Below are 19,438 nucleotides of genomic sequence, written 5' to 3'. Positions count from 1 at the left end.
TATTTTTTTGATACAAATCGCTATATTAAACCCAAATCTTATTAACTATGAAAATTCTGTACATTAAAACTTCGTTATTATTAGTGTTTTTGGCCAGCGCTAATATATTATTCGGCCAGGGGATAAAAGGTAAAATAACTGATGCCGCAAATGGCTTGGCCATGCCTGGCGTAAGCGTTTCGGTTGTGGGCACTTCGCAGGGAGCATCCTCAAACGAAAAGGGCGAATATTCGCTCAAGCTATCGCAGGGCAGTTATCAGCTTAAAGTTTCCTTCATCGGGTACGAGAGCCAAACCAGCAATGTAACCATCAGTAGCGGAACCCAAACACTTGATTTTAGCCTCAAACCTTTGAGCAACGCGCTTAATGAAGTGGCAGTGGTTGGTTCCCGCTCCACTAAGCCACGCACCAATATTGAATCGCCGGTGCCGGTTGATGTGATCTCGGCTAAAGAGATGCGCAGTTTTCCACAAACGGATATTACGCAGGTATTAAATTACATAGCGCCCTCCTTCAGCTCAAACCGGCAAACCGTGGCCGATGGTACCGACCACATCGACCCGGCATCGTTAAGAGGTCTTGGGCCCGACCAGGTATTGGTACTGGTGAATGGTAAACGGCGCCATACCACAGCTTTGGTGAACATCAACGGTACATTTGGTCGTGGTACAGTTGGTACTGATATGAACTCCATCCCTCTCGCCGCTATTGATCATATTGAAGTTTTGCGCGATGGTGCAGCAGCCCAGTACGGATCAGACGCTATTGCCGGGGTGATCAATATTGTATTGAAGAAAGTTACCCCACTGGTAATATCTACCAGTTACGGACAATCGGCATCATCAACCAATGGGAATACTTATACCGATGGTAAAACTTACCAGATAGACGGCAGCAAGGGCTGGGACCTGAACGGAAAAGGCTTTGTGAACATAGCAGCCCAGTATTTGGATCGCGGAGCAACCAATCGCGGTGGTTTGGATACCCACCCTTTAATCTATTCAGCATTGCCTACCAAAGGCGCCAATGAATCCGAAGCTGATTTTGAGACCCGTTTTGCAGGCATCAAAGCCGCCGATGATGCCAAAGCCAAGGCTGATGGTTTTAGTCGCGATAATATGATCATTGGTAATTCCCACTCCAAAAATTTTGGAAGTTTTGGCAATGCACAGTACAGCGTGGCTGATTGGGCTACCGTTTACCTGGCAACCGGCTATACACATAAAACCGGCTCGGCGGCAGGATTTATTCGCCTGCCCAACCAGTTTACCCAGATCGACGCTACTATTTATCCCGATGGCTTTTTACCATTTATCAATACTTCTATCAATGATATATCGGCAAGCGGTGGGGTTAAAGGAAAACTCAGCAACTGGACCTACGACCTGAGTAATACCTTTGGCGAAAACAACCTGAGCTATACTATTGACCATACCCTGAATGCTTCGTTGCCGATTGGTACAAGTCCGACATCATTCAAGGCCGGCGAACTGATCTTTAAGCAAAACACAGTGAATCTTGATGTTTCCCGCAAGTATGATTTTACAGGTTTCCTGACTTCGTTGAACATGGCATACGGCGCTGAATACCGTATTGATAATTACGAAATAAAACCCGGCGAGGAGTTGTCTTACTCTTATGGACAGCCATCAAAAAATATTCCCGGCAGATTGGTTGGTACCACACCGGCTGCTGCTGGTTCACAGGTATTCCCTGGTTTTAAACCGAGCAATGCTATTGACAAATCAAGAAACAACCAGAGTTTATACGCCGATTACGAAGCCGAATTTGGCCCGCGCGTATTGTTAGAAGCCGCCGGCCGTTATGAGCATTTCAGCGATTTTGGTTCCAACTTCTCGTATAAATTTACCGGCAAAGTAAAGGTGATCGATCAGTTGGCCATCCGTGGTGCTATCGCGACTGGCTTTAGGGCGCCTTCATTGGCTCAACGGTATTTTAATAATGAGAGCACGCAGTTTGTGAGTGGTAACCCTACGCAGGTATTAACCGTTAATAACGACAATCCCATTGTGAGGAAGTTTGGTGTAGGATCGTTGAAGCCCGAGAAATCAAAATCTTATAGCTTAGGCCTGGCCGGTAAAATAACCTCAGCATTAACATTCACAATAGATGCTTACCAGATAGATATCAAAGACCGTATCGTGTTTTCGAGCCAGTTTACCCGGGCTATTCCCGCAGTGGCCGACATATTGAATACGGTTGACCCCAACGGCCAGATCAATAGTGTACAGTTTTTCACCAACGCCATCTCTACCCGTACCAAAGGCTTGGACATTGTATTGGCCGATAGGATCAATATCAACTCTGCAAGCAGCTTAACGCTTTCTGCAGCGGCTAATTTTAACCAGACCAAAGTACGCTCGATACAAGGATCGGACATTATAGAAGGTAGTGCTGCATTAAAAGCCAAACTGTTCGACCGTACAGAACGTTCCCGTTTTGAATCATCAGTACCAGCCAGCAAGATCAATCTGAGCGCCTTGTATAACATCAAGAAGTTCGACTTTTCGTTAAGGTCGGTTTATTTTGGCAAGGTAACTTACCTCAATTCGGTTGATCCTACCATTCCCGCCAACAATCTGCCCCTGGAGCTTGACCAAACTTACTCAGGCAAATGGGTAACCGATTTGGCGATAAGCTATAAGGTGATCAAACAATTGGGCGTTACCATCAGCGCCAGCAACCTGTTTGATGTTTACCCGGACAAAAACTATATGGATCCGCGCAATAATGTGAATAACCTAAGCGGTAACCCGGCCAATAATTACACCACCAACCGCGATAATACCTCCAACGGGCACTTTGTATACAGCCGTGCGGTATCGCAATTTGGATTTAACGGCAGGTTTTTATCAGGAAAAGTTGTTTATACTTTTTAATTTATAAAAACGCGTCATTGCGAGGTACGAAGCAATCCCTAACTGTACAGAGTCGATCTGCAAATCGGGGATTGCTTCGTACCTCGCAATGACGCGTTTTTTATTTTCCTCTACCTGTAAGATTTTTGATCAACTCCGTTTCTTCCGGCTTGTAAGGCGTGCCATCCTTGCGGAAAATATCATGGAACCACAGTTTTGGTTCGCTGCCATCAGGTATTGGGGTATCCCAGGCGTAAATGGTATTAGTTTTGCCCGATACAAAACCCCAGTTAATAGCGCCTACATTTTCTTTCTTCAGCATAGGTAATACTGTGCTGAACAAACTATTGCGCGGGCGGGCCATGTACTCGGTACAGATCAAAGGGCGACCAACCATTTTCAGGAACTGAACCGTTTTTAAATGATCTGCCTCGGGCGAATAATCATGATATGTGATCACATCGGAATTGGCTATCTGATATTGGTTCAGAGTTTCTAAATTCCAGCTCCATACACCGGCGCTTACCGGCTGGCTTGGGTTTACCGCCCTGGCCCATTTAAATACAGATTTTAATAAGGGCAGCGATTTATCGCCTTTGCCGGAGTTACCAGGTTCGTTATACAGATCCCACAGTAATATGCGCTTATCGGCAGCGAAGCGTTTTAATACATCTTTTACATATTTTTCCAGAGCTGGAAAATTGGAAGGGTCTTCAGAAGCTGGCTGACCAGGGTCCTGCATCCAGCCGGAGTTATGGATACCAGGTTTGGGTTCGGGCTGCTTCCCTGTTTTGGGTTCCTTGTTCCAGCAATCATCAAAAAACACAAACATGGTTTGGATGCCGTGCTTACTGGAAATAGCCAGGTACTGATCAACCCGTTTTTTAAAACCTTCCGGATCCTGCTGCCAGGCCAGGTGATGCAAAAACACGCGCATCACATTCATGCCTATACCTTGCGCGTAGCCCAGCTCTTTATCAATGGTATTGGGATCAAAGGTATCGGCCTGCCACATTTCCAGTTGGTTAATGGCCGTGCTGGGTATAAAATCGCTGCCCACCAGCCATTGATGCTGCGCATACCATGTTTTTGCTTTTTGCGCCGACCATACCTGTGCAGGTGCTTTTTGTTGTGCTGATGCTGTCACATGGAGCAAGACGATCGATGCGATGGCAAATAATTTCAGTTTATTTTGCATGTGTTATTATTTAGTAAGTGCTTTTTTTATTGATTAAATGTCCTTTAATCATCCAAATGGCTGTATAACTGTTATAAGCATCGGTTGAGGTAAGGGCGATGATGGTGCCGTCATTAAGTACACATAACGAGTTCCATAACCCATGTTTATTTAGGGGAATGTTAAATGGCGTTGCAGTATTTACAAAGTTCTCACCCTTACTATTACCTACCGCTACCTGCATGCAGGCCAGCTCCCAATTGCCGTTTCTGCCAAAGGTACTTTGATATGATAATATAGTTTGTCCTCCTGGTAATTGACGTAAGTATGGCGCGCCGGCATAAACGGTATCCGGGAGTTTGGGTGTTAGGGCATAAGTACGTTCAGGGTCGTTAGCGCCTACCGTTTTTTGCCAGTTTTGATTAAAACTATTACGGATGATGGATGGCTTAAACTGTCCGCCGGCATTGTCTTCGATAGAAAACAAGATCTCTTTTGTCCCATTCAGGATAATAGGTACAGGCATACCATCGCGATGGCCAGGTGTAAAAGAAACTATCTCGGGCTTTTGAGTCCATGTTAACCCGTTATCATGCGATCTGAAAATGGAGATATTTTGCTCGTTAGAGTGTGTGTAAACCCCTTCGTTAGAGAAATATAACTGTATTTCGCCATTGGGTAACTGTATTTGCGATGGTTCCCAGCAGCCATCCTCAAATTGATAGCTTGCCTCGTATATCAACCGCTCATCGCGCCAGGTTTTACCCTCGTCGTAGCTTTTTTTGGTACGGATGGCAAAATGCTTGGTGGTATCCCAGCTGCCATTTATTTTATGCGGCCGCGGATTATAAGATACCAGCAGGGAATGATCTTTGAGTTCCAGGATCTCGGGCACACTCATATTTACACCGGAAACAGCAGAAGCTATTACAACCGGTTTAAGCCAGGTTTTACCCAGATCATGGCTTTGCGTACACTCCACCCCGCCATTGCTTTCATATACGCATAACAGGTTGCCATTATGCAGCTGTATCATACGGGCATAATTGGCGCTTTTACTCCCCGATAGTGGCGCCACCTGTTTTAGCGTTGACTGATCCCACACAATGGCAGGCGAATTTTGAGCCTTAAGCTGTGCGCCCGATAGCAAAACAAAGGTCAATATGGTTATAAAAGCTTTCAAAATCTACTTTAATAACTATTCCACAACCGGGAATGATGATATCCTTAACCTGGCCCCCCCCATAGGCACCAGCGTTAATTCTGACAAAGGTTTATCTGTTTTTACCGGGCTTTGAGGTAGTACACCACATAGGCCGTATTGATCTATCGTCCAGCCTGGAATTTGTTTGCCTTTTGCTTTGAGTTCAATTGGCGCGTTAGCGTTGGTAAAAGGGTTATCATCCTTTGGCCATCTGCGATGGATGATCTCGATAGATCTCTCCGGATGTTGTTCATCAATCACCAAACCATAGTTCCAGGCAGATGCCGGATGGATCTCATACGAGGGCCATTTCTGTGGATCGGCACTGGCTTGCCAATGCGAATCGCCCTGGGTTGATTTCCGGCCGTCTTGTTTGGTATACTGCTCATCAATTTTAAGCGAATAAGTAAGCGGACCGTAGTTTACGCTCACACTATTTTTGTTAGCAGCCCATTGGCGAACTTTAAGTTGCATAGGTAAATGCAGGGTTATTTTATCGCCGTTTTTCCAGGTTTTGGTCAACCTGATATAGTTACCAGCGGCGGTGTTTACCTGTATAGCAGCGCCGTTTACTTTTACGGTGGCCCCTTTACACCACTCGGGGATGCGTAGATAAAGCGGGAAGCTCACCGGTTTTGGTGCATTAATTGTAAAATCTACCTGATCTTCGAATGGATATTTAGTGGTTTCTGTAAGACTTATGGGTGTACCGCTACCCACTTTGGCGTTTACCTGCCCTTGCGTGTAAAGCTGTACAGAGAGGCCATTATCCGGCGTTGCCATCCAGCTATTTTCGGCGTAATAAACCCAGCCCGCAGCATGGTTATGCTGGCAGCAGCGGCTGCTGAAGGGGTTCATCATCAAAAACGGTCCTTCGTTGGAGATACCAGGGTGATGGTCTTTACTATCGCTTACCACCATGTTTGGCGCTGTTAGGTAACGCAGTGATCGGTAATCGGGCATAAAGGCGGCTGAGAAAGTATTGAAAGCCACATCCTCACAGTTCTCGGTCCAAAAGGTATCACCTGTTGAACCCAGCAACATCTGGTCTGAGGTCATCTGCTCCACCATACCGCAGGTTTCAACAGCCTGGCGTGGATCATCATAACCTTTTCGGGCATTTTCATCGGCACCGAACATGCCGCCGGGCACCTGCCCATAGATGGTGCGTATGAGTTTAAAGTCGTTATATGTGGCATTCAGATCTTTTGGATCATGGCTTTGCAGGTAATAGGTTGCCGGCTCGCGGAAACATTGAGCCACATTTACGTTATGCCAGTTGGGCAGGTTATTAGTCTGCCGCCAATTGGCTGTATTCCTGTCGAGCTTGGTAGCCAGGTCGAGCAGGAATTTATCACCGGTACGATTGTACAGCCAGTACACGCTGAGCATATTATCACCTCCCCGGCTGTTTTCCCAGTAATCCTCTAAAAAATGATCATCGGGTATAGATAATTCGTACTTAAAATATTTGGTCATGAAGGGGATAACCCGCGGATCTTTACTGTATTCGTAGTACGATTGCAGGCACCAAAGCATCGGCATGTTCGTCCACAGATCGCGATTGCCTTTATTCATCCGGGCCGGACCGAAATCACCATTATCCCGTTGATTGTTCAGCACTGCATCTATCCAGAATTTAGCTTCAGCTATCATTTTCTGATCCTTCAGCATATAACCGATATCGGCATAGCCTTTTAACCAGTACGGTAGTTCTTCCCATCCATACTCGCCTTTACCCTCTTTATTGAGCCAGGCATTGTTGGTTTTAGATAGCCAGATACTGATCTCGCCCAGGTTTCCGGTCAGGCCGTCGCGCTGCAACTCTAACGCTTTCTTGAGCCAGCCGCCTGCTTTAATACTCCCAACAGGCAATTTGGTAAAATATTGCTTTTGCAAGGGCGCACGGTTATTTACGTAAAAAGCATTGGCCTGCCCGTTATCAATCTTGGTTATGGTGGTAGCTTTTACACCAGTTTGGGCCATTGCCGCGATACCTGAACATACAAAAGCTGTTGTGAAGCAGATACCTTTTTTTATTACGTTGATCTTGTTTTTAAAGCGCATATTCAGCGATTATTTTATTTTACTAAAGATGGATCGCACAGTTTACTATTTACCTTTTGCAGCGATTCAACCGGCATTTTGATCACCTTACGATCATAGGTCATAAAGCCGTTCACCTCGCCTTCCACATCGGTGGTTTGGGTATATACTGCTGCCGAAAGACCTAATCTGATCAGTTCCTGCAACCTGTCGGTAAACGAAGCGTATTTTTTAAACAGGTCGTCACCATTTTTAAAGTTCTGGTAGCCCCAGTTTTTATTAGCCTGCCAGGTATGGCCTTCTACCGGCCAGCCTAAGCCCCCAAATTCGCCCAATACTACGGCCTGCGTTTTGCCGAAGATCTCGGCGCGTGGCATAGCCGGATGCGGGTAATTATGTAAGTCGACGATATTGCCGGTTGCATAAAAATTACCTCCACTGGCGCTGTTCACCAGGCGTGACGGGTCTTTTTTCATCGTCCACTCGGTTATCTCTACTGTTTTAAATTGTCCCCAGGCTTCATTAAACGGCGTCCATACTACAATGCATGGATAGTTATATAAGGCATTGATGATGGCGTTCCATTCCTTACGGTAATACCCTTCAGACTCCGGCGTACGTTGCTGATCTGTGGCACGATCATACACACCCGGGCGGTTTTCCCAATGGTTACCCAAATCGCCGCTGGGCATATCCTGCCAAAGCAGCATCCCGGTTTTATCGCAATAAGCATAATAGCGGGCTGGTTCAACCTTAATGTGCTTGCGGATCATGTTAAAGCCCATGGCTTTCAGCTTATCGATATCAAAGCTCATGGCTTCATATGTAGGCGGGGTGTATAAACCATCTGGCCACCATCCCTGGTCAAGCGGACCATATTCAAATACAAACTTGTTGTTCAGCAACATGCGCTGTACACCATTGGCATCAGCACCTAATGAGATTTTGCGCATAGCGAAATAGCTTTTCACTTCGTCAACCGGTTTATTGTTCCGAATAAGAGCTACGCGCAGATCATACAGGAAAGGATCTGTTGTTGACCATAATTTTTCATTCTTAATATCCAGAATAGCTGTTGCGCCTACATCTACAATCTTCTCGTCAATCTGTGTCTGGCCATCCCAGGCGCTGATCTTCAATTTATCGCCAGGCTGACTATTGGTAACTTCCGCCGAAACCGAAAGGGTGTGATCATCAATATTGGGTATTTGCTTGGTAGCGTCGATATGCGTTTTGGCTACACCTTCCAACCAAACGGTTTGCCAGATCCCGGTAACAGGGGTATACCAGATACCTTCCGGCTTTTTAACCTGCTTGCCACGTGGCTGCGGGCCGTCATCTGTTGGATCCCAAACGCTTACTTTAATCTCCTGCTTTGAACCGCCTTTTAAATAAGGAGTTATATTGAAAGTAAAGGGATCAAAACCGCCTTCGTGAATACCGGCGCTTTTTCCGTTCACAAATACTTCCGTACGCCAGTCAACAGCCCCAAAGTGCAGTAAAATATCTTTTCCTTTGATGGTTTTATTAAGGGTGATACTTGTTTTATACCACAACATGCTATCCTTACCTACTATTTTGCCCACGCCCGATAATGCTGATTCAACAGCAAAAGGCACCAATATTTTTCCTTCATATCTTGCGGGACCAGTTGTTGCTTTAGGTACTATTGCATAGTCCCACAAACCATTCAGGCTTTGCCAGTTAGGGCGTACCAATTGCGGTCGTGGATATTCAGGCAGCGGAGCTTTGGGGTCAACTTTTTCAGCCCAGGGGGTGGTAATATGATCTTTGATCAAATGCCAGTCACTTTGCTGTGCGCTGGCAGAGAGGGAAGCGAAAACTAAAATAGATGCGCAAAGATTCAGTTTTTTCATCAGGGATAAACAGATGTAATGGTATATGGAATTAAGATTTATTTGATAAAGATAAGGGGCCATCCCATTGTATGGCCCCTTTAAATTGTAATTAATACGATACTTTAACTACCGGCGAAAATATCATATCCTCCACCCCGGCTATCGTGATGCCAACACGGGCATAAACATAGTTTTGCGTTACCGGAAACGAAGGAATAGCCACATTCAATGATACGTTAGCCGGATCGGTAATGGCTGCCCCATCCAGATCTATTTTTGCGGCTTTATCAGTTGGCGATACGAACTGGGTTTTATTTACAAACAGACTTACTGTTTGTATGCTTTTGGCCGTTGCATCTGTAATTATTTTTTCAATGCTAAAGTTGGCCGTGATCTTACCACCGGCTGCTGTTATTTGCGCATTACGGATCATATAGTAGGGCGTTACTTCGATATTCACAGCTTGATCACCGTTCAGGGCGATATTGATTGTATCGCGCCCACCTGATGGAAGTTCTTTCCATTGAAAAGGACCCTGTCCACCAGGAATAGTGAATTTGTAATTCCCATTGAAAGTTAATACGGAATAGCTGCCATCCTGATCAAATGTACCGTTAATAGGTGTGTTGCCTGCATAACCGGTTTGGTAAAGTTGAAAAGGTACCTTACTATATTCCACCCCAATAGGTGAGCCTTTGTACATTAATTGCCCGGTTAGCTTAACCGAAGGAGGTTTAACATTATCCAGCTTACTGCAACCAGCGGCCGAAAGCATCAGGATAAATAGGACTATGTGATGAAATTTGATTTTCATGATCTTTGATTTATAGTAATATACTTATTGGTTTGGCTGTCTCTTGATTTTTGGATTAGCAGATATGATATTGTCACCAATTCTTGAATAGTAATTACCCAAACTGAAAGTGAGCACACCGGTTACCGGTGCTGGCAATACCTCTCTGAATACCCATTTACCATTATTCGGATTGCCCGGATTGTAATATTTGTACGGATACAGGCCCCATGGCTGTGTATTTCTTTTGGTAGCTGAGCCGATATTACTGGTTAAATCATTTAAGCTTTCCGGATTGCCATCCCAAACTTTGGTTGCTATTCTCCAGCGTTTCATATCAAACAAAACGTGCCCTTCAAATGAAAGTTCGGCCCGGCGTTCGTGTACTATACGATCAAAGGTGATATCACCAGCCGTAAGTGGTGTGGTTAAACCTGCACGAGCTCTTACCTGATTCATGTAAAGCGCGGCATCACTGGTTTGCCCTAATTCAAAGGCTGCTTCTGCTGCGTTTAATAAAACTTCGGCATAACGGTAACGGATAAAGTTAACATCGCTCTGACGCCCTCTGCGCCCTGAGCCTGTTGCAGGGTCAAGATATTTACGGACATAAAAACCGGTTTGAGTACGGAGCGGCTCTCCGCTTGGTGTTGGGCCATCTTTACCCACCACCTGTATAGGTGTGGTAGTACCGGGCAGCGCGGCATAGTGTGTCGCATCATCGCTGCTGATGATATTGCCATTAGCCAGCAGATAACCTCCCCAGATATCAATGTATGCTGTTTTCCAGAAAAAGTTCGGCAACATTACTGTACCAGCCAGTCTGGCATCTCTGCCCGCAAATGGATCCTGCTGATCTGCATAGTAGATTGGGTTACCTGAGCCATCTTTGGTAGCTATTGGTGCAAAAGTGTTATCCAGTTTTTCAAATGATTGTACTAAGTTTAAGGATGGATCTAAACGACCGGCATCAGAAGCTTCATCCGAAACAGAATAAGGCTGATCGTTGGTGGTAAACGAGTGTACCTTACCGGCAAGAGCCTTGAAATCTTCTACCCATATCGATTCCTGGTTTACGCTGCTTTTATCTAAAAATATAGCTGCAAAATTGTCGGAAAGGTTGGGCAGCACCTGGTATAATTTATATGATCCGGCAGAGCCGTTGATAATTTCCTTTGCTGCAGCCAAAGCTTTAGTGTAGTATCCTGAGGCCATATTTGATGGAATGCCAACCTCGCCCCCTGGTAATGAAACCTGTGGTGTTGCAGCGCCATATTTTGCTATAGAGCCCGCATATAATGCTGCTCTGGCTTCCATAGCCAGCGCGGCAGCTTTGGTTGCTCTTGATTTTTCATTTGGGTCAGAAGGTAATAAGCCTTTGATGGCTTCGGCTTCGCTGATCACAAAATCATAAATATCTGATTCCTTTGCCCGCGGGAATTGCAAGCCCACTACATTACCGCTGTTATCATAAGTAAGTGTTTGCGTGATCAAAGGAACACCGCCCATTCTTTTAACCATTTCAAAGTAGTAACTGGCACGTAAAAAACGTCCTTCGGCCAGGAAACGGCTTTTATCAGCGGCCAGCAGTTTGGTTGATGCCGTTACGTTATCAATAAACAGGTTAAGGTCGCGTACATAACCGTAATCCCAGGTACCCCAGGTACCATAATCCCATGATCTATTTTGAACAAAGCCGTACTGTCCATTATCTGAAGGGAATGATTCTCCAAAGTCGGCAAAGGTTGTCCAGCCGGCATCCAGGCTCGAAAAATCGAGCACACGATTATACAGGTCGCCTAATACAGATAATACCAGTGCAGGATCTGAAAAAACCACATCGGTGGTGACCACCGATTTTGGTGGCACATTTAAAAAATCGCTATCTTTTTTGCATGATTCCGCGCCTATCAGTATCGAAATCATAGCTATTGTGAATATCTTTTTCATTAGAACAATTTGTTTTTTAAGGGCAATGAAGCTATCATGGGCTATGTTTATTTGTTTTTTGAGCGGCAGCTCATGATGGTTTCATTGAATATTTTACTTAATGTTTTTATTAAAAGGTTAGGTTAACACCAAAGTTATAAACCCTGCTTTGCGGCGTTTGCAAACCATTATCATCATTAACTTCCGGATCAACGCCATACTGACGCAGGTTGTCTATCGAAAACAGGTTATATACGTTGGCATAAAACCTCGCCCTTTTAATTTTCACTTTCGCTAACAGGTCTTTTGGTAAAGAGTAACCTATTTCAATTGTACGTGCTCTTAAATATTTCACGTTATGTAACCAGAAAGTAGAATTTGAAGAGTAATCGTAATGATTAGTACCTACGTTATTCCGGTTCACAGGGTATTTGCCGGATACCCAGGTACTATTCAAATCATTAGGGTTACTCAGGTGCCAGCTATCCAGAAAAATGGTATTTAAGTTGCCATTATTCTGGAAGGCCCATCTTGATTCCCAGTTCTGGTTCCATGAATAACCTGCTCCGCCAGAAAAGTCGGCATGAAAGTCAAAACCTTTATAGCCCAATCCCAGTGAAAAACCAAAGTTCGTATTAGGCTGCGATCCCAGGCCGTAACCTATAGGGCGGGAATCGTTACCATCAATTTTACCGTCGCCATTTTGATCTTTATAAATTAAATCTCCGGGTAGTACAGTGCTATTACCTTTTCCGTCTTCATTTACTTTATAACCATTGATCTGATCGGCAGAGGTAAACTGCCCGATAACCTGGTATCCCCAGGCAATATTGGCAGTACGGTTGTTTTGTGAGCGGAAGTATTCATCCAGCGAGTTGCCAAAAGGGGTATCGGCAAAAGTACCTGTTTTTTTACGGCTATAAGAGAAGTTTCCGCTGATGTTATAGCTCACTTGGCCAATTTTGTTGTTGTATGCCAGGGATATTTCAACACCACGCTGTAAATCGGTATTCTCGTTGATTTGGGGTAAATTAAAACCTACTTCTGTAGGTAATACTACATTATGATTGTCTCCAACAATCTGGGAACGTGATCTTTTAAAATACTCAATAGCACCGGTCAACTTGTTATTTAACAGGCTAAAATCGGCGCCTACGTTAAATATTTTACTTTTCATCCAGGATACGTTAGTAATGGGGACACCTTTATTGAGCGATGTAGAGACCGGGTTACCATCCAATATGGCTACATTACCGGCTGCTCCGTTTGCGTAATTATAACCTGGCAAATAAGCATACGGCGTTACGATAGGTGTATTTCCGCTCGCGTCATAAGGGCTTCTGTCGTCACCAAGTACACCGTATGAAGCCCTGAATTTCAAGTCATTCAGTAAACTATTATCACCCAGCAGCTTTTTCATAAAACCTTCGTTGGTGATACGCCATCCTACGGATACACCCGGAAAATAACCAACGCGGTGAGCCGGGTCAAATAAGTAGGATGCATCTCTTCTGCCGAGTGCTTCTAAATAATACCGGTTATCATAATTGTAATTGAAACGCGCTACATAACCTATGCGGGCCTCAGAATCATCACTATCCTGATACTGATCCATAGTTGGGAAATAGATCAGGGGCAGGTTGTTTGATATGGGGTTAGCATGCAGCCAGTTCCTCAAGTGCTCTTTATGGATACGTTCGTTAACCAACGTAGCGCCAATGGTGCTTTTACCAAAAGTATTATTATAACTTAACTGCAACTGGGTTGTAGTGCTAAGCTCTTTTCGTTGCTCACGCTCACGCCATGGGTTGGTAACGGCATGGGTTATATCATAATTACCAGTTTGTTGGTTATAGGTATAGGCATTGTAAGTATACTCATGGTTGTTTAATAACTCGTCGGCATAGTAATAAGAATAGTCGTACTTGGCTGTAAGTCCCTTTATACCAGGGATAATATACTCAGCTTCGAAATTGGTTTGCAATACCCGCCAGTCCTGGTGCCAGATACCCGAAAGCTTGTCATTTAGAAACGCGTAGTTGGCTTCGGTGTGTGGACCGTTATCGCGCAAATAGGCCGGGTTGTCATTGGCATAAGGCCTATCTAAAGGAGTATTTTCTAATATCCCCAGTTTTGCTAAAAAATAATCGTCACCACCGGGAACACCAGGATTTTCGCGTGTTTCTATCCGGCCGTTAATATTCATGCTCACTGAAAGACCGGCAGCTACCCTTGCCTTTACATTTGATTGGATATTGGTACGTCTGAAAAGGTATTCAGCTCCGGCTGGTGAGTTTTGGGTCAAATGAGTTCCAGCTACGTAATAGGTAACCTTCTCATTGCCCCCGGTAAAATCGGCATGGAACGAATTTAGTGGAGCACCTGAGTTTGCCAATACAAATGGTTTCCAGTTAAAACTCTGGTATCCGGGTTCTGTACCGGCCTTATACTTTGCCAGTTCGGCATCGGTAATAGAGGTGCTGCCGTTGGTAATTACCTGTGCCGCGGCCAACGCTTTCATATAATCATAGGAATTAGTCAATACGTTGGGGAATCTGTCCCATGATTGAAAACCCAGATAAGAGTCGATATTGATGCGCCCCTCGCCTGATCCTCTTTTAGTGGTTACCACCACCACACCGTTTCCGGCACGTACACCATAAATAGCCGCTGATGCATCTTTTAGTACCGAGATACTTTCCACATCATTTGGTGCCAGATTATTAAACTGGCCCTCATCCTGCTGAATTCCATCAATTACATATAATGGGGCGCCCAAATTACGGATCTGCACGCTGGCACTGGCTCCTGGTCGTCCTTCTGCCTGCCTGAAAGTTACGCCCGGTATTTTACCTGCCAAACCCGTACTAACGGTAGAACCACCATGCACGCGTTCAATATCCTTACTGGTTACACTGGAGATGGCCCCTGTTATCGATGCCCTTTTTTGTGTACCATAACCTGTTACCACTACTTCCTGAAGCGCTGAATTATTTGATTTCAAACGAACAGCAATAACTGATCTGCCATTGATCGGGATCTCGGCTGTTACAAAGCCAATGTAACTCAGAACAAGGGTGCCATTAGCGTCGGGAACACTGAGGGTAAACTTTCCTTTGATGTCTGTTGCTGTGCCCACCTGCGTTCCTTGCACCCGGATGGCTACCCCGGTAAGCACCTCGCCCGTGGTATCAGTCACTGTACCGCTTACCTTAAACTTATTTTGAGCTGATGCAGAAAATGAGGTAAGCAGGCATAGCATAAAAGCAATCAATGCTAATTTTGGGCTCCATTTACTGGGCGGCCATTGCAAGCGGAAATAATCTACTTGTTTGAGTAGTAAAATTTTTCTCATAAATGATTTATTTAATTGGTTAAGTATTTTGATTTAAAATGTAGGTTTGACAGATTTAAATCATACTGTAAAGAAAAAGCATTTTAGCCCCCGCCTATTAACCAAATCATATCAATTATTAGTCAAAACGTATCATTTTTTACCGTAACGAAAACGCTTGCCCAGAATGGTTATATTTGCTTATTGAACGATTTTGAAACCTGTATTTTTAACTTCTTTATTATTACTCCTGTTATTTAATATCTGTAAAGCACAATCGTACTATTTCAGGCATTATCAAGTTGAACAGGGGTTGTCAAACAATACCGTTTACTGCATTACGCAGGACAAGCGTGGCTTTCTGTGGCTTGGAACCAAGGATGGGCTCAATCGGTTTGACGGTTATTCCTTTAAAACTTTCAGGCATGATGCAAAAGATAAAAAAAGCATTTCGGGTAATATGGTTCATACCCTTTGCCTGGATAAGGATGGCAGCTTCTGGATAGGTACAGACCACGGGCTCGACAAATATAACCCTCAAACAGAAAGCTTTATACATCTCACCTCAAACAACAACGCTATCAGATACATGGTGACAGATCAATTTTATAACTGTTGGTTTGTTTCCCGGTCGGCGTTAATGAAGTATGATAAAAAGACTGGAAAAATAATTGATTACAGGCCTTTTCAACATTTTGACGCTACTTCTGTAACCGTCAATGGCTCTGGTGATATTTGGGTATCGTCAACATCTGGTAGTTTAGAAAAACTGGATACTGTAACACGCTCTTTCAGCAGTTATAGTGTATTTAAAAACTCGCCACCAGTTGCTTCAAAATTTATCGAAAAAATATACAGTTCAGGTAACCAAATACTCATTGGCACCACCAATCAAGGTATTAAAGAATTTGACTCTTCGAACGGCACTTATTGCGACCTGCTAACCTATAATTCCAATAATACCGAGATATATGTGCGTGATTTTGTAAAATATAACGACCATGAATTCTGGATAGCCACCGAATCGGGCATATTCATTTATGATACACAAAAAGCCACATTCACTAATCTGAAAAAACAATTTAATGACCCCTACTCCATATCAGACAATGCTGTGTATACGGTTTACAAAGACTCAGAAGGCGGGCTCTGGGCCGGAACCTATTTTGGCGGAGTAAATTATTATCCCAAGCAATACTCCGCTTTCAATAAGTTTTATCCAGGGTATGACAAAACGGGTTTACAGGGCAATGTAGTACGCGAAATATGTAAAGACCAATATGGTAACCTGTGGATGGGTACCGAAGATAATGGACTGAACAAACTAAGCCCTGACAAACATACCTGGACGCATTATTACCCCGGTGGTAAAAACACCATATCAAACACCAATATACACGGCTTAATGGCCAATGGCAATGAGCTGTTTATTGGCACACTGGAGCGGGGATTAAATATCCTGGATATTCCCAGTGGTAAAGTGATTAGATATTACCTGGCAGGCAATGCTAAAAACATGCTTAAAAGTAATTTCGTTATTACCTTTTGTAAAACAAGATCAGGCCTTATCCTGGTAGGTACAACGCAGGGGCTCTACAGATACAATATTGCTACCAAAGATTTTACACAGATTAACGGTGTACCCACTCATGATTTTATTTACAGTATTACCGAAGATCACAATGGAAAGATATGGGTAGGTACGGTGCACGATGGTGTTTATTTTTATGATCCGGAAAAAAATTCGGGTTACAAGTTAAGGGATGTGCATGGCATAACCAGTGCACTGGACAACAGTACGGTTAATGGCATTTTTGAAGACAGTGATCATCGGCTTTGGTTTGCCACGGAAGGTCTGGGTTTATGGAACTATAACCTTGCACAAAAAACCTTTAAGTTTTACGATCTCAGCAATGGCTTCCCCAGCAACTATGTGTTCCGGATATTGGAAGACGCTCATAAAAACCTTTGGATAAGTACTACCCGTGGATTAGTATGTTTAAATATCCCGGCCAAAAGCATCAAGGTATATACTAAAGCCAGCGGTTTGCTGAGCGATCAGTTTAACTATAACTCGGCCTTTAAAGATACTGATGGCACCATGTATTTTGGCTGTGTAAAAGGCATGGTAAGCTTTAACCCCTCGCAGTTTAAAATAAACGATTTTGTAGCGCCGGTATATATCACCGGGATACAGGTGCATAACCAGGAGATCTCCGTTAATGGCCACGATTCTCTGCTTCATCAATCAATCATCAGTACCAAACAACTCAATCTTAATCATAATCAATCCTCATTCAGTATTGATTTCGCGGCATTAAGTTACCCTTCACCCGAGATGACCCAGTATAAATACATGATGAAGGGACTTGATAAAGGGTGGACTTTCTTAAAAACCAACCGTAAAGTATACTTTACGCAATTAAGGCCAGGTCAATACACTTTTATTGTTAAAGCGGCCAATAACAGCGGGCAATGGTTATCCCAAGAAGCAAGGCTCGATATCACCATAACACCTCCTTTCTGGGAAAGCATTTGGGCTTATATGGTTTATATGCTATTGATACTGTTTGCCATGTATTATATACTAAGGCAATACCACATTAAGACCCGCGACAAGAACAAACGACTTATCGAAATCCTGGAAAACGACAAAGAAAAGCAGATCTATAATGCCAAAATAGAATTTTTCACTAATGTGGCCCATGAAATACGTACACCACTTACCTTAATAAAAGGGCCGATGGAAAAAGTGATCAAAAAAGCAGGCAGCGTTCCGGAGATCCAGCATAACCTGCAGATCATGGAAAAAAACACCAATCGTTTGTTGGAGTTGACTAACCAACTGCTTGATTTCCGGAAAACCGAAACCAATGGTTTTAGCCTCAGCTTTGTTAAAACCGACATCACCGAATTACTTGCCGATACCTTTTTAAGGTTTAAGCCCTTGGCCGAGCAAAAAAGCATTCACTATGAACTTAAGCACCCGCCAAAGAGCCTGTACGCTTATGTAGACATTGAGGCTTTCACCAAAATTATAAGTAACCTCATTAACAACGCTATCAAGTATGGCCGCTCGGTGGTTGAAGTGGAATTGCTGGAGCTTCAACCTGATGAGGGCACATTTTCTATCGAGATCAGAAACAATGGCTACATCGTTCCTTACGAAATGCGCGAAAAAATATTTGAGCCATTCTTTCGCCTCAAAGAATCTGAAAAACAGATCGGAACAGGTATCGGGCTCTCCCTTTCACGCTCTCTCGCCGGGCTGCATAAAGGTGTACTGGTATTGAACAAACCCATTGGTGACTTGAACACATTTTTATTAACCCTGCCCATACATCAGGATGAAGAATTTGATCTGTATAATATACCCAATGATTATGAACTAACTGATAAAACCAAAGAGGAGGATTTTGACTTTATGAAACCAATTATACTTTTAGTGGACGATAACCCCGAGATACTCGATTTTATTTCGGACGACCTGAGCGAAAAATATTCGGTCATTAAAGCCTTGAACGGTCAGGAAGCATTGGACATGATCGAGATCGAGAGCATTCAACTTATTATTAGTGACGTGATGATGCCTGTAATGGATGGCTTTGAACTGTGCAAAAGAATCAAAACTAACTTTGATCATAGCCATATTCCCATTATACTGCTTACAGCCAAAAACACCCTGCAAAGCAAGATAGAGGGTCTCGAAGTTGGTGCCGATGCCTATATCGAAAAGCCATTCTCTCCTGAACATTTACAGGTACAGATAGCCAACTTGTTAATTAACCGCAGCAAGATCCGGGAGCACTTTGCCAGTTCGCCGCTGGCGGGTATCAATACCATGGCTTACTCCAAGCCCGATGAAAGCTTTCTGGATCGGCTAAACGCAGCTATCAACAAAAACATCCAGAACCCTGAGCTTGATGTGGAGCAAATTGCCAGCTTAATGAACATGAGCAAACCCACTTTATATCGTAAGGTAAAAGCCATATCAAATCTTACCATAAATGAGCTCATCAACATTACACGGCTAAAAGCTGCCGCCAAACTGCTTGAAGATGGTGATTATAAAATTTACGAAGTGGCTGCCATGGTGGGCTACAGCTCGCAATCACACCTGGGGCGAAACTTCCTGAAACAGTTTGGCACTACCCCTTCCGAGTATCAGCAAAACAAAAAAAACCTCAAAACCCGACCGGTCAATTAAATACCTATAC

The 19,438-nt window shown here is 43.9% G+C and carries 9 protein-coding genes; 2 read left to right on the top strand and 7 right to left on the bottom strand.

The features are described 5' to 3' along the window. Positions 1 to 47: 47 nt before the first annotated feature. Positions 48 to 2,900, top strand: coding sequence for a TonB-dependent receptor domain-containing protein (locus AB6735_RS03010; protein WP_370994347.1), 2,853 nt, complete (start codon positions 48 to 50; stop codon positions 2,898 to 2,900). Positions 2,901 to 3,000: 100 nt separating this feature from the next. Here the strand turns inward: AB6735_RS03010 and AB6735_RS03005 are convergent, their stop codons facing one another. The 7 genes from AB6735_RS03005 to AB6735_RS02975 form a co-directional block, all read right to left on the bottom strand. Further along, complete coding sequence (locus AB6735_RS03005) at positions 3,001 to 4,077, bottom strand: cellulase family glycosylhydrolase (RefSeq protein WP_370994346.1); 1,077 nt, start codon at positions 4,075 to 4,077, stop codon at positions 3,001 to 3,003. A gap of 10 nt (positions 4,078 to 4,087) precedes the next feature. Continuing rightward, positions 4,088 to 5,239 (bottom strand): sialidase family protein, encoded by a 1,152-nt coding sequence (locus AB6735_RS03000; RefSeq protein WP_370994345.1) that lies wholly within the window; start codon positions 5,237 to 5,239, stop codon positions 4,088 to 4,090. A gap of 15 nt (positions 5,240 to 5,254) precedes the next feature. Beyond that, the gene (locus AB6735_RS02995) at positions 5,255 to 7,327 is read right to left on the bottom strand and encodes a beta-L-arabinofuranosidase domain-containing protein (protein ID WP_370994344.1); all 2,073 of its coding nucleotides are present in this window, start codon (positions 7,325 to 7,327) and stop codon (positions 5,255 to 5,257) included. Between the two features lie 14 nt (positions 7,328 to 7,341). Then, positions 7,342 to 9,183, bottom strand: a complete 1,842-nt coding sequence (locus AB6735_RS02990; protein WP_370994343.1) for a glycoside hydrolase family 2 protein — start codon at positions 9,181 to 9,183, stop codon at positions 7,342 to 7,344. Positions 9,184 to 9,274: 91 nt separating this feature from the next. Further along, positions 9,275 to 9,979 (bottom strand): DUF3823 domain-containing protein, encoded by a 705-nt coding sequence (locus AB6735_RS02985; protein WP_370994342.1) that lies wholly within the window; start codon positions 9,977 to 9,979, stop codon positions 9,275 to 9,277. Positions 9,980 to 10,003: 24 nt separating this feature from the next. Continuing rightward, positions 10,004 to 11,908, bottom strand: a complete 1,905-nt coding sequence (locus tag AB6735_RS02980; RefSeq protein WP_370994341.1) for a RagB/SusD family nutrient uptake outer membrane protein — start codon at positions 11,906 to 11,908, stop codon at positions 10,004 to 10,006. 109 nt (positions 11,909 to 12,017) lie between these two features. Then, positions 12,018 to 15,242 carry a SusC/RagA family TonB-linked outer membrane protein gene (locus tag AB6735_RS02975; protein WP_370994340.1) on the bottom strand — a complete coding sequence of 1,075 codons (3,225 nt, stop codon included), beginning with the start codon at positions 15,240 to 15,242 and terminating at the stop codon, positions 12,018 to 12,020. A 193-nt stretch (positions 15,243 to 15,435) separates the two neighbouring features. Between AB6735_RS02975 and AB6735_RS02970 the strand changes: the two genes are divergently transcribed. Further along, complete coding sequence (locus AB6735_RS02970) at positions 15,436 to 19,428, top strand: two-component regulator propeller domain-containing protein (RefSeq protein WP_370994339.1); 3,993 nt, start codon at positions 15,436 to 15,438, stop codon at positions 19,426 to 19,428. Positions 19,429 to 19,438 lie beyond the last annotated feature (10 nt).

It is taken from the genome of Mucilaginibacter sp. RCC_168 (genome assembly GCF_041355315.1).
Taxonomy (GTDB): domain Bacteria; phylum Bacteroidota; class Bacteroidia; order Sphingobacteriales; family Sphingobacteriaceae; genus Mucilaginibacter.
The sequence above is the reverse complement of the archived record's forward strand: the minus strand, read 5'-3'. Positions and strand labels throughout refer to the sequence as shown.